7 protein-coding genes, 3 tRNA genes and 1 pseudogene are annotated in these 12929 nt (G+C 65.2%); all 11 read right to left on the reverse strand.

All coding sequences use genetic code 11. The features are described from left to right. Positions 1-73: 73 nt before the first annotated feature. Positions 74-149 (reverse strand) — tRNA-Gly (locus ACE3RQ_RS18615). Between the two features lie 293 nt (positions 150-442). Next, positions 443-518, reverse strand: a tRNA-Asn gene (locus ACE3RQ_RS18620). 50 nt (positions 519-568) lie between these two features. Then, positions 569-644, reverse strand: a tRNA-Phe gene (locus ACE3RQ_RS18625). A gap of 42 nt (positions 645-686) precedes the next feature. Beyond that, positions 687-1385, reverse strand: coding sequence for a response regulator (locus ACE3RQ_RS18630; protein WP_374523587.1), 699 nt, complete (start codon positions 1383-1385; stop codon positions 687-689). A 1-nt stretch (position 1386) separates the two neighbouring features. Beyond that, positions 1387-3651, reverse strand: coding sequence for an ATP-binding protein (locus ACE3RQ_RS18635; RefSeq protein WP_374523588.1), 2265 nt, complete (start codon positions 3649-3651; stop codon positions 1387-1389). Positions 3652-3653: 2 nt separating this feature from the next. Further along, positions 3654-4280 (reverse strand): DUF4390 domain-containing protein, encoded by a 627-nt coding sequence (locus ACE3RQ_RS18640; protein ID WP_374523594.1) that lies wholly within the window; start codon positions 4278-4280, stop codon positions 3654-3656. 16 nt (positions 4281-4296) lie between these two features. Further along, the gene (gene rsmB, locus ACE3RQ_RS18645) at positions 4297-5628 is read right to left on the reverse strand and encodes a 16S rRNA (cytosine(967)-C(5))-methyltransferase RsmB (protein WP_374523589.1); all 1332 of its coding nucleotides are present in this window, start codon (positions 5626-5628) and stop codon (positions 4297-4299) included. A 12-nt stretch (positions 5629-5640) separates the two neighbouring features. After that, positions 5641-6693: a M48 family metalloprotease gene (locus tag ACE3RQ_RS18650; protein WP_374523590.1), complete on the reverse strand. Its 1053-nt coding sequence runs from the start codon at positions 6691-6693 to the stop codon at positions 5641-5643. Positions 6694-6703: 10 nt separating this feature from the next. After that, positions 6704-7297: a LemA family protein gene (locus tag ACE3RQ_RS18655; RefSeq protein ID WP_374523592.1), complete on the reverse strand. Its 594-nt coding sequence runs from the start codon at positions 7295-7297 to the stop codon at positions 6704-6706. A gap of 141 nt (positions 7298-7438) precedes the next feature. Then, positions 7439-11656, reverse strand: coding sequence for a DNA-directed RNA polymerase subunit beta' (rpoC, locus tag ACE3RQ_RS18660; RefSeq protein WP_374523593.1), 4218 nt, complete (start codon positions 11654-11656; stop codon positions 7439-7441). 26 nt (positions 11657-11682) lie between these two features. Continuing rightward, positions 11683-12929, reverse strand: a pseudogene (gene rpoB / locus ACE3RQ_RS18665) (DNA-directed RNA polymerase subunit beta); the annotation flags it as partial.

A 12929-nucleotide genomic window follows, 5' to 3' on the forward strand; every position in this document is an offset into this window, starting at 1 on the left:
GACCCGCGACCTCTCCCTTACCAAGGGAGTGCTCTACCACTGAGCCACATGGGCACGGGCCATCGAGAAACGATGGAGCGGGAAACGAGGCTCGAACTCGCGACCTCAACCTTGGCAAGGTTGCGCTCTACCAACTGAGCTATTCCCGCGGCGTATCCGCGTGCAGATCAACGGCTTGGTTGGCCTGGTGGAACACCACCGTTGTTGATCTGTGCTGAATTTGCTTTCGCAAATTCTTTGATCTTGCTTGAGCTTCTCTCACTGGCCGAAGCCACTGCTTTTACTCAAGTCTTTCGCTCTTTTTGGTGAAGAACGAATCTCGGCATTATAACCAGTTTTTTCGCCCCCGCCGCGAAGCCGATCCATCGATCAGGCTCAACGACGCCAGCACTCACACCGAACCGTTAACAAAAAGGCCTTGGATGCGCCAAGGCCTTTTGTTTGGCTCCCCGACCTGGACTCGAACCAGGGACCTGCGGATTAACAGTCCGTCGCTCTACCGACTGAGCTATCAGGGAATATTCGGTCTAAGCAAAAGCCCATCGCTAGGATGGGCTTTTGGAAATTTTGGTGGCCTGGGGCGGAATCGAACCACCGACACGCGGATTTTCAATCCGCTGCTCTACCAACTGAGCTACCGGGCCGTGCGAAAAACGCAATTATAGCAGGGATTTTGGCCTTCGCGATCAGAAAGCACCGCGCTTGCTGCGGGCCAGGTCAACACCGAGTTGTTTGAGCTTGCGGTAGAGGTGAGTGCGCTCCAGGCCGGTCTTCTCGGCCACACGGGTCATGGAGCCGGACTCCTTGGCCAAGTGGTACTCGAAGTAGGCGCGCTCAAACTCGTCACGTGCATCGCGCAGCGGGCCGTCGAGGTTGAAGGTTTGTTGAGGCAGCGGGCCGGTGGGCACCGCGACCTGGCTCGCGGCGACCGAGACCGATGCGGTCATGGCCTGCTCAACGGTGAACTCCACCGGCCCGTTGCCGCGAAGGGGCGGCATGCCGGCAGCAGGCACTTTGGGCGCTACCTTGTACAGCCCCTGATCGACCGCTTTGAGCAGCTTCTGCAGCGTGATGGGCTTTTCCAGGAAGGCAGTGGCGCCGATGCGCGTGGCCTCCACGGCGGTGTCGATGGTGGCGTGCCCGCTCATCATGATCACGGGCATGGTCAGCTGGCCAGCAGTGGCCCACTCCTTGAGCAGTGTCACGCCGTCGGTGTCGGGCATCCAGATGTCCAGCAGCACGAGGTCTGGGCGCATCTGCGCACGCAGGTTTCGGGCCTGGGCAGCATTTTCGGCCAGCTCGACCGTGTGCCCCTCGTCGTTGAGGATTTCCGAGAGCAAGTCACGGATCCCCAATTCATCGTCTACGACCAGGATCGTTGCCATGTCACCCCGTAATTTTCTGACTCTGTTGCCAATTTGCAACTTCGAATGATAACGAGACTTGAGCGCCAATCACCGCTCCGTCCAACACCCGATTGGCCAGGTCAACCCGGCCTCGGTGCTCGTCCATGATCTTCTTCACGACCGCCAGGCCCAGGCCAGTGCCCTTGGACTTGGTGGTCACGTAGGGCTCGAAGGCGCGCTTGAGAATGTGTTCTGCAAAACCCGGGCCATGGTCGAGCACCGCCAGGCGCACCCACTGACCGCTGTCGGAGCGGCGGGTGCGCAAAATCACCTCGGCCTGCGGCTGGCCTGCCATGGCGTCCTGTGCGTTCTGCACCAGGTTGTGCACGATCTGGCGCACCTGTTGCGGGTCGGCCAGCACTGGCGGCACGTCGTCGGCCAGCTCCAGGCGCACCGGCACCGCCGCGTTTTCGTACAGACCCAGGATGTCGCGCAACAGGGCATTGAGGTCCAGCGGCTCCAGGTGGGCGGCGGGCAGACGGGCGTAGTCGCGGAACTCGTTCACCAGGCGTTTCATCGCGTCCACCTGGTCCACGATGGTGCGCACCGATTTGTCGAGGATGGCCTGCTCGGGCGCCGCCACCTTGCCATCGAGCTTCATGGCCAGGCGCTCGGCCGACAACTGAATGGGTGTCAGCGGGTTCTTGATTTCGTGGGCCAGGCGCCGTGCCACCTCGCCCCATGCCTTGGCCCGCTGCGCCGACACCATCTCTGACACGTCATCGAACACCAGCAGGCGCTCGTTGTTGGGCAAGAGGGCGCCCCGTGCGATCAGGGTAATGCCCCGCTCAAAGGGGGTGTCGCCACCCGAGCCCAGCTCGAAGGACTGCTGCCAGTGGCCGCCTTCATGGGGCGTCTGCTCAGCCAGGAAGCGCTCGAACTGCTGCGCCACGCCCTGCCCAAACGCTTCCAAACCGGGCACCTCGGCCAAGGGCTTGTGCAGGTGCACGCCCAGTGGGGTGTGCAGGACGCGCGCCGCTCCCGGGTTGGCGCTGCGCAGTTTCCCGTCTTCGTCCAACACCACGACGCCGGCGGTGAGGTTGTCCAGAATGGTCTGCAGGTTTTCGCGCGCCGCGTCCACCTGCAACATGCTGCGCTGCACGGCCTCACGCGCATCGGCGAGGTCTTGCGTCATGTGGGCAAAGGTGCGGGTGAGACCGGCGATCTCGTCTTTGGAGGTCAGCGCCTGCTTGGGCGCAAGGTTGCCAGCGGCCACCTCTCGCATGCCCTCGGCCAGCACCAAGAGCGGCCGGATGAGCTGGTTGCCCAGCAAGACCGCCAACAGCACGGCGCCGAACACCGCCAGGAAGAGCGCCAGCGTGAGCGTGCCGATGTACATGCGGCGCAGCCCTTCGCGCCCAAGCGCCCGCTCTTGGTATTCGCGGTTGGCCACCTGCACCGCCAGGGCGTCCACCACCAAGGCAGCAGGCAGTGGGGCGATGACTTGCAGGTAACGCGGCTCCACGCCGAACCCGTAGCTGGGCGGGCTGACCAACGCCAGCACGCGAATGCGCGCCTGATTGGACGCCAGCATGGCCTCCAGCTCGCCGTCGGCGCCCTCCTCCAGGCCCTCGATCTGGGCCAGCACACGGGTGGCCCTCACGCTGCGCAGCAAGGCCGCACTCGGGCGCTCGGGGTTGATGTCAAAGCGCGATAGACCCGAACTGCCGATGGCCTGGCCGTTGGCGCCCCACAGCACGATGTCAGAGGCGCCGAGTTGCTCGCGCAGGCCATCCAGCGCCAGTGCCGCGGCCGTGTTGGGCTGACGTGCCAGGCCGTCAGCGGCGAGCCGCGTCTTGTTGGCCAGATCGGCCGTGAGGGTGTCCAGGGTGGTGCGCCCCAGGTTCAAGCCCGCCGTGAGAGCGTTTTCCACGCGCACATCAAACCAGCTCTCGATTGAGCGGGAGACGAACTGGTACGACACGGTGTAGATCAGCAGCCCGGGCAGCACGCCCACCAGGCCAATGATGCCGGCGAGCTTGACCAGCAGGCGGCTGCCGAACTTGCCGCGGCGAAAGCGCACGGCCAGGCGAACCGCGAGCCAGGCGATGACCGCCAGCAAGAAGGCCGCCACCGTGGCGTTGATGGCCACCAGCCAGGTGAAGTTCTGCTCGTAGAGGTTGCGGTTCTTGGTGGCCACCGTCAGCAGAAACAGCAGCACCATGCCCAGACCGCTCATGACCACCAGGGCCGTGCCGATGGCCCAACGGCGGGGTGCCACGCGACGAGATGGGGCGTCGTCCATGCTCACGGCTTGCTGAGGGCCTCGGCGGTGGCGTCGGTTTCCGGCGCGGGCAAGGGCAAGCGCTGGCGCCACTCCACGCTCCAATCGGGCTGATTGGCCATGCCGAACTGGAACGGCCGCGGCAAGAGGGACAGATCAAGTTGGAAACTGGCCTCGATGCGGTGCTCAGCACTCGGGTCAAGTTGGCCCGCGTCGGCAATCTTCCAGCGCACCACTCGCCCGACGGCCGCCAGGGCATCGTCCAAACTGTCGAAGCTCTGGTGCAAGGCGTACTGCAGGCCCGACGCACTGGGGTTGGCCCCCACCTCGTTGGACACGCTCATGCGCCATCGGCGCGTCAAGGGCTGGAAGGCCAGGCGCAACACGCGGGTGGCGCTGGCCACGCGCTTGTCGTACCAATACCAGCGCAAACGCATCACTTCTGCCTGCCACACGAAATACAAGGGGACGCCCTTGGTCAGCGCGTCTTCGACCACATCGGCCGGTGTGAGGGTGAGGCGCACCGACAGGAACACCCCGTCGGCACCGCGCTGCACGCTCACCTGCTGCGCTTGAGGTGCCTGCGCGACTGCGGGCAGGGCGAGGAAGCACCCGCACAGCCAGGCCCACAGCCAGCGCCGACAGGCCATCAGCAAGCGCAGGCGCTCACAGGGGCGCCTTGTCGATGCGGGCGTAATAGAAGCCGTCGTGTCCACCCGGCGCATTGTCGTTGAAGTCCCCTTCAGCGGACGCCCGCCCGGGCAGCAAGTGGCCTGGGCCGGGCTGCCAGCGGGCATCGGTGTGGCGCGAGAGAAACGCCTGGACCTGGTCCTCGCCCTCAGCCTTGAACACGGAGCAGGTGGCGTAGACCAAGCGCCCGCCCGGTTTCAGCAAGGGCCACAGCGCCTCCAGCAAGGCTTTCTGAATGGACACCAGTGCAGCAATGTCGCTGGCGCGGCGCAGCCATCGCACATCGGGGTGGCGCCGCACGATGCCCGCCGCGCTGCACGGCGCGTCGAGCAGGATGGCGTCAAAGGGCTTGCCGTCCCACCAGGCATCGGGGTGCGCGGCATCGGCCACCAGCACCTTGGCCTGCAAACCCAGGCGTTGCAGGGTGTCGGTGATGCGATGGGCGCGCTGCGCGTCCACGTCCAGCGCGACCACCTGCGCATCGGCCTGCTCCAGCAGGTGCGCGGTCTTGCCGCCGGGGGCAGCGCAAGCGTCCAGCACGCGGTCGTCAGGTGCCCAGGTGCGACCCGCCAGCAACAGGGGGGCCGCCAGTTGCGCAGCCGCGTCTTGTACGGAGACCTGGCCTTGGGCGAAGCCCGGCAGTTGCTCCACTGGCAACGCCCGGCCCAGCACCACGCCATCGTCGCCCACGGGCTGCGCGGCAATGCCACGGTCGGCCAACGATTGCAGGTAAGTGTCGCGGCTGACCTGGCGACGGTTGACACGCAAGGTCATCGGACCGGGCTCGTTATCCGCGGCCACGATGGCTTGCCAGTGTTGGGGGTAGTCGCGGCGCAGGCGCTCGATCCACCACAGCGGGTGGTTGAACCGGGCCACTGGGTCGTCGCGCACGGCGGCCAGCAAAGTATCCCGCTCGCGCAGGAAGCGGCGCAAACAGGCATTCAGGAATCCGGCCTGGCGTTCGGTTCGGCGCTGCCGACGCAGGGCGGCCACTGCCTGGTCCACCAAAGTGTGCTCGGCGTACCGAGGCCCATCGTCCGTGCTGAGCAGCGCGATGGCGGTACACAACAACGCATGCACCAGGGGTTCCGGGCTTCGCTGCACCAACCTGGCGGCCACAGCTCGGGCCAGGCCGAAGTGGCGCAAGGCATGAAAGGTAAGGGCCTGCACGCCAGGACGCAGGGCATCGGGGACGGCAGGCAGGGCGTCGGACAGCGACTGGCCGCTCGCCACCGCGGCCACGCAACGGGCCGTGTGCAGCAATTGGTCGGCCAAGGCCGGGGCGCTAGGGCGGGAAGGTGCGTTCAAAGTTGACTCGGGTTAGCTGAGGGTCCAATCCGGGGCGCTCACCGCAGCGGGGGCCTCGGATGGCCAATCGAGGGATGGGGTGCTCAGGGGCAATGGTCCCATCCGGCGTCCGTAGAGGCGGTAGATGCGCTCGCTCAGCGGTGGGTGGGCGTTCAGCCAGCGGGCGGCGTGGCCGCCTTCACTGCCCACCAGCAGCAGGTGTTGCACCGCGGCGGGCTGGTGTTGTCCGGCCACGCCGGCCTGGCGCTGGGCCAGCACCTTGCGCAACACGCCGCCCAAGCTGTCGCGGCTGCGCGTCCATTGCACCGCGCGGGCATCGGCCAGAAACTCGCGCTGGCGCGACACCGCGGCCTGCAAAGCGTGGCCGGCGATCCAGCCGAGCCAGCCCACCAACTTGAGTACCCAGCCCAGCAAGGCCAGCGCCGTGGGGCGACCGGTGGCATCGGGCTCGGTCATCGAATCGCCCATGCGGTAGACCATTTCCAGGCCGAACACCATACCCACCAGCCGCAGGTTCAGGCGGGTGTCGCCCTCGCCAATGTGGCTCAGCTCGTGGGCCACAAGACCTTGCAGTTCGTCGCGGGTAAGCTGCTCCAGCGCCCCCTGCGTGACGACCAGGGCGGCATCGCTGCCGTCCCAGCCGGCAGCGAAGGCGTTGATGGAGGCATCGCGAGCCAGCACCATGGGGGCTGGCCTGGCGAGGCCCGCGGCCAGCGCCATTTCCTCGACGATGTTGCAGAACCTGTGCTCGGTGTGCGATCCGCTGCGGTGGGCCGCCCGTGCGCCCAGGCGCTGCGCCAGGCGCACGCCGCCATCGCGCTTCAATCGCGAGGTTTCCAGCCACCAGCCGCCGAGCACGAAGCCAAGGGCAACGCCCGTGTTCACCTCGAAGAACAGACGGGGAAAGGCCATGGGGCCAGGCATCCAAAATCCCCAGATCAGTCCCCAGGCGGCCGCCAAAGCGACGTTGATGGCCAGCACCATCAGGACCACGGTGAGCACGAAGGCGCACAAGTGCCACGCCGTCTGGCGGCGGGCCTCCTGCTGGTGCTCGGCAAAGCGCATGGACCAGCGCTCAGAGCTTCACGGCCACTGGCTGGCGCTCGGCCTCGCTGGTGGTGGCGGCCAGCATGGGCTGGGGCACGAAACCGAACAGGCGGGCAATGATGAGCGTCGGGAATTGGGCCGCGGCGTCGTTGAACGCCAGCACGTGGTCGTTGTAGGCCTGGCGGGCAAAGCCCACGCGGTTTTCGGTGCTGGCCAACTCTTCGCTGAGTTCGCGCAGGGTTTCATCGGCCTTGAGTTCGGGGTAGTTTTCCACCACGGCCATCAGGCGCCCCAGGGCGCCGCCCAGCACCGCCTCCGCACCCGCCAGTTGGCCCAACGCTGTGGCGTTGAGCGGGCTGGTGGCCGCCACTTGCTCGGCGCTGCGCGCTTGATGGCGGGCTGCGATCACGGCCTCCAGGGTCTTGGATTCGTGCTCAAGATACCGCCGTGCCACCTCCACCAGGTTGGGGATCAGGTCATAGCGGCGCTTGAGCTGCACGTCGATCTGGCCAAAGGCGTTGGCGATGGCGTTCTTCAGGCGCACCAAGCGGTTGTAGGCGCCCACGGCCCAGAAAACCGACACCAGGGCAAGGCCCAGCAACACCCATTGCGTGACAGACATGTTCAAACTCCTTGGCGCGCGCCGTGTTGGTGCTTCTGCGCGGCGACTATAGCCCAGGCCCCTGGCCACGAAAGGCGAACGGCATGGGCAAAAAAAACCCCGGCCAACGGGCCGGGGCTTGGTTCGGGTTGAACGCTCCGATTACTCGGCGGCGTCGCCCGCGGCGTCAGCGGCCTCGGCCTGGTCGGCCGCCAGCGACAGTGCGTCGGCTTCGGCGATGGCGCGGCGCTCTTCGTCGTCCATCTTTTCCTTGGCCTTGCGTGCCTCGTGGTAAGCCATGCCGGTACCCGCCGGGATCAGGCGACCCACGATCACGTTTTCCTTCAGGCCACGCAGCTCGTCGCGCTTGCCCATGATGGCAGCCTCGGTGAGCACGCGGGTGGTTTCCTGGAAGGAAGCCGCGGAAATGAACGAGTCGGTGGACAGCGAGGCCTTGGTGATGCCCAGCAGCACGTTGCTGTAGGTGGCAGGGATCTTGCCTTCGGCGCGCAGGGCGTCGTTGGTGTTGAGGATCTCGGAGCGCTCGACCTGCTCGCCAGCGATGTAGGACGAATCGCCCACGCTGTCGACGATCACGCGACGCAGCATCTGGCGAACGATCACCTCGATGTGCTTGTCGTTGATCTTCACACCCTGCAAGCGGTAGACGTCCTGCACCTCATCGACGATGTAGCGGGCCAGCTCTTCCATGCCCAGCAGGCGCAAGATGTCCTGCGGATCGGCCGGGCCGTCCACGATGCTCTCGCCGCGGTTGACCACCTGGCCTTCGTGCACCAGGATGTTCTTTTCCTTGGGGATGAGCTCTTCCCAGACCTTGCCTTCCGGATCGGTGATCTGCAGGCGAATCTTGCCCTTGGTCTCCTTGCCGAACGACACGGTACCGGTCATTTCGGCCAGGATGCCAGCGTCCTTCGGCGAACGGGCTTCGAACAGCTCGGCCACGCGCGGCAGACCACCCGTGATGTCGCGGGTCTTCTGGCCTTCCACCGGGATACGGGCCAGCACTTCGCCGGGGCCCACTTCCTGGCCATCGCGCACCTGGATCAGGGCGCCGACCTGGAAGCCGATCGTCACGGCGTGGTCGGTGCCGGGGATCTTCACCTCGTGGCCCTGTGCATCGATCAGCTTCACCTGCGGACGCACCACCTTGGTGGCACCACGGCGCTTCGGGTCGATCACGACCAGGGTCGACAGACCGGTCACGTCGTCCACCTGCTTGGCCACCGTCAGGCCCTCTTCCACGTTCTCGAATTTCACCGAGCCGGCGAATTCCGTGATGATGGGTCGGGTCAGCGGGTCCCAGTTGGCCAGGATGGTGCCGGCCTTGATCTGCTGGTCGGGCTTGATCGTCAGGATGGCGCCATAAGGCACCTTGTGACGCTCGCGCTCACGGCCGTGCTCGTCCTGGATGATGATCTCGCCCGAGCGCGCGATCACCACCAGTTCACCCTTGGTGTTGGTGACGTAGCGCATGGTCGCGTTGAAGGCGATCAGGCCGCTGGACTTGGCTTCCACGCTAGAGGCCACAGCCGCACGCGAGGCCGCACCACCGATGTGGAACGTGCGCATGGTCAGCTGGGTGCCCGGCTCGCCAATCGACTGGGCGGCAATCACGCCCACGGCTTCACCGATGTTCACCAGGCCACCACGGCCCAGGTCACGGCCATAGCACTTGGCGCAGATGCCGTAGCGGGTTTCGCAGGTCAGCGCGGTGCGCACCTTGACCTCGTCCACGCCGGCGGCTTCGATCTCGTCGAGCATGTCCTCGTCGAGCAGGGTGCCTGCGGGGATGAGCACTTGGCGGGTCTCGGGGTGCAGCACTTCCTCGGCGGTCGAGCGGCCCAGGATACGGTCGCGCAGCGACTCGATCACCTCACCGCCCTCGACGATGGCGCGCATCAGCGTGCCGTTGCTGGTGCCGCAATCCTGCTGGTTGACCACCAGGTCTTGCGTCACGTCCACCAGACGGCGGGTCAGGTAGCCCGAGTTCGCGGTCTTCAGCGCCGTGTCCGCCAGGCCCTTACGGGCACCGTGGGTGGAGATGAAGTACTGCAACACGTTCAGACCTTCACGGAAGTTCGCCGTGATGGGGGTCTCGATGATGGAGCCGTCAGGCTTGGCCATCAGGCCGCGCATGCCGGCGAGCTGACGGATCTGGGCGGCAGAACCGCGAGCACCCGAATCGGCCATCATGTAGATGGAGTTGAACGACTCCTGGTCCACTTCCTTGCCGCTGCGGTCCACGGTCTTCTGCTTGGCCAGCTGGGCCATCATGACCTTGGAAATCTCGTCACCGGCCTTGCCCCAGATGTCCACCACCTTGTTGTAACGCTCGCCAGCGGTCACCAGACCGGACGAGTACTGCTGGGCGATTTCCTTCACCTCGGCTTCGGCACGGGCAATCACCTCGGCCTTTTGCGGCGGCACCAGCATGTCGTCCACGGCAATCGAGATACCGGCGCGCGTGGCCAGACGGAAGCCGTTCTGCAGCAGCTTGTCGGCAAACACAACGGTTTCCTTCAGGCCGCACTTGCGGAAGCTGGCGTTGATCAGCTTGGAGATTTCCTTCTTCTTCAGCGCCTTGTTGATGACCTCGAAAGGCAGACCCTTGGGCAGGATCTCCGACAGCAGCGCACGGCCCACGGTGGTGTCCACCAGCTTCTGGTAGGGCACGAACTCGCCGGTGGTCTTGTCCTTGTTCCACTGGGTCAGGCGCACGCTGATCTTGGCGGTGATCTCCACGGCGCCGTTGTCCAGCGCGCGCTGCAGCTCGGCCAGGTCGGCAAAGATCATGCCTTCGCCCTTGCCGTTGATGCGCTCGCGGGTGGCGTAGTACAGGCCCAGCACCACGTCTTGCGACGGCACGATGGAGGGCTCGCCGTTGGCGGGGAACAGCACGTTGTTGGAGGCCAGCATCAGCGTGCGGGCTTCCAGCTGGGCTTCCACCGACAGCGGCACGTGCACGGCCATCTGGTCACCGTCGAAGTCGGCGTTGAAGGCCGCGCAGACGAGGGGGTGCAGCTGGATGGCCTTGCCTTCGATCAGGATCGGCTCGAAGGCCTGGATGCCAAGGCGGTGCAGCGTGGGCGCGCGGTTCAGCAGAACCGGGTGCTCCTTGATGACCTCTTCCAGAATGTCCCACACCACGGGGGTGCCGGCTTCCACTTCCTTCTTCGCCGCCTTGATGGTGGTGGCGATGCCCATGGCTTCCAGGCGCGAGAAGATGAAGGGCTTGAACAGCTCCAGGGCCATCAGCTTGGGCAGGCCGCACTGGTGCAGCTTCAGGGTCGGGCCCACGGTAATCACCGAACGGCCCGAGTAGTCGACGCGCTTGCCCAGCAGGTTCTGACGGAAGCGGCCGCTCTTGCCCTTGATCATGTCGGCCAGCGACTTCAGGGCGCGCTTGTTGGCGCCCGTCATGGCCTTGCCACGGCGGCCGTTGTCCAGCAGGCTGTCAACGGCTTCCTGCAGCATGCGCTTTTCGTTGCGCGCAATGATCTCGGGCGCCTTCAGCTCCAGCAGGCGCTTGAGGCGACTGTTGCGGTTGATGACGCGGCGGTACAGGTCGTTCAGGTCGGAGGTGGCGAAGCGGCCGCCGTCCAGGGGAACGAGCGGACGCAGGTCCGGCGGCAGCACGGGCAGCACGTCCAGCACCATCCACTCGGGCTTGATGCCCGACTTCTTGAAGGCCTCCAGCACCTTCAGGCGCTTGGCGTTCTTCTTGATCTTGAGCTCCGAGCCGGTCAGGTCGTTGCGCAGCTTCTCGATCTCGATGTCGAGGTCGATGGCTTGCAGCAGCTCCTTGATGCCCTCAGCGCCCATCTTGGCGATGAACTCGTCGCCATATTCCTTGCGCTTGGCGTCGTAGTCGTCCTCGGACATGATCGCGAATTTCTTCAGCGGGGTCATGCCCGGATCGACGATCACATAGGCTTCGAAGTACAGCACGCGCTCGATGTCGCGCAGCGTCATGTCCAGGATCAGGCCCAGACGCGACGGCAGCGACTTCAGGAACCAGATGTGGGCGCAAGGCGCGGCCAGGTCGATGTGGCCCATGCGCTCGCGGCGCACCTTGGTCTGGGTGACTTCAACGCCGCACTTCTCGCAGATCACGCCGCGGTGCTTCAGGCGCTTGTACTTGCCGCACAGGCACTCGTAGTCCTTGATCGGGCCAAAGATCTTGGCGCAGAACAGGCCGTCGCGCTCGGGCTTGAAGGTGCGGTAGTTGATGGTCTCGGGCTTCTTCACCTCACCGAAGGACCACGAGCGGATTTTCTCCGGCGAGGCCAGGCCGATGCGAATGGCATCGAAGTGCTCGTCGGGCGTGAACTGCTTGAACAGGTCGAGCAAAGATTTCATGGTTGGCTTTCCTCAGGTTCGGTGAATCAGGAACGCTCCAGCTCGATGTCGATACCGAGCGAGCGAATTTCCTTGACCAGCACGTTGAACGACTCGGGCATGCCCGCGTCGATCGTGTGCTCGCCCTTGACGATGGACTCGTACACCTTGGTGCGGCCCTGCACGTCGTCGGACTTGACGGTGAGCATTTCCTGCAGGATGTAGGAAGCGCCATAGGCCTCCAGCGCCCACACTTCCATCTCACCGAAACGCTGACCACCGAACTGGGCCTTACCACCCAGCGGCTGTTGCGTGACCAGCGAGTACGGGCCGGTGGAGCGGGCGTGCATCTTGTCGTCGACCAGGTGGTGCAGCTTCAGGAAGTGCATGTAGCCAACGGTGGTCACGCGCTCGAAGGCATCACCGGTGCGGCCGTCGTACAGCTGCGCCTGGGTGCGGGTGGCCGTCAGGCCCTTGCGAGCGGCGATGTCGTCCGGGTAGGCCAGCTTGAGCATGGCGCGGATCTCGTCTTCCGAGGCGCCATCGAACACCGGCGTGGCGAAGGGCAGACCACCTTGCAGGTTGCGCGCCATTTCCACGATCTCGGTGTCGCTCAGGTCGGAGAAGTCTTCCTTCTTGCCGGCGTGGTTGTAGACCGACTCCAGGAACTGACGGATCTCGGCGGCCTTGGCTTCCTGCTGCAGCAGATCGCCAATGCGCTGGCCCAGGCCCTTGGCGGCCCAGCCCAGGTGAACTTCCAGCACCTGACCCACGTTCATGCGCGAGGGCACGCCCAGCGGGTTGAGCACGATGTCGGCGGGCGTGCCGTCGGCCATGTAAGGCATGTCTTCCACGGGCACGATCTTGGAGACCACGCCCTTGTTGCCGTGGCGGCCGGCCATCTTGTCGCCAGGCTGCAGGCGGCGCTTGACGGCCAGGTACACCTTGACCATCTTCAGCACGCCTGCGGGCAGCTCGTCGCCTTGCGTCAGCTTCTTGCGTTTTTCTTCAAAGGCCAGGTCGAAGCTGTGGCGGGTCTGCTCCAGCGAGTTCTTGATCGACTCCAGTTGCGCGGCGACTTCGTCTTCGGCGGGGCGGATGTCGAACCAATGGAACTTGTCCACGCCGTCGAGGTAGGCCTTGTCGAGCTTGGTGCCCTTGGCCAGCTTCTGCGGACCACCATTGGCCACACGGCCGATCAGCAGCTTCTCGATACGGTCGAAGGCGTCGGCCTCGACGATGCGCAGCTGGTCGTTCAGGTCCAGGCGGAAGCGCTTGAGTTCATCGTCGATGA

Source organism: Hydrogenophaga sp. (genome assembly GCF_041913525.1).
GTDB lineage: Bacteria > Pseudomonadota > Gammaproteobacteria > Burkholderiales > Burkholderiaceae_C > Hydrogenophaga.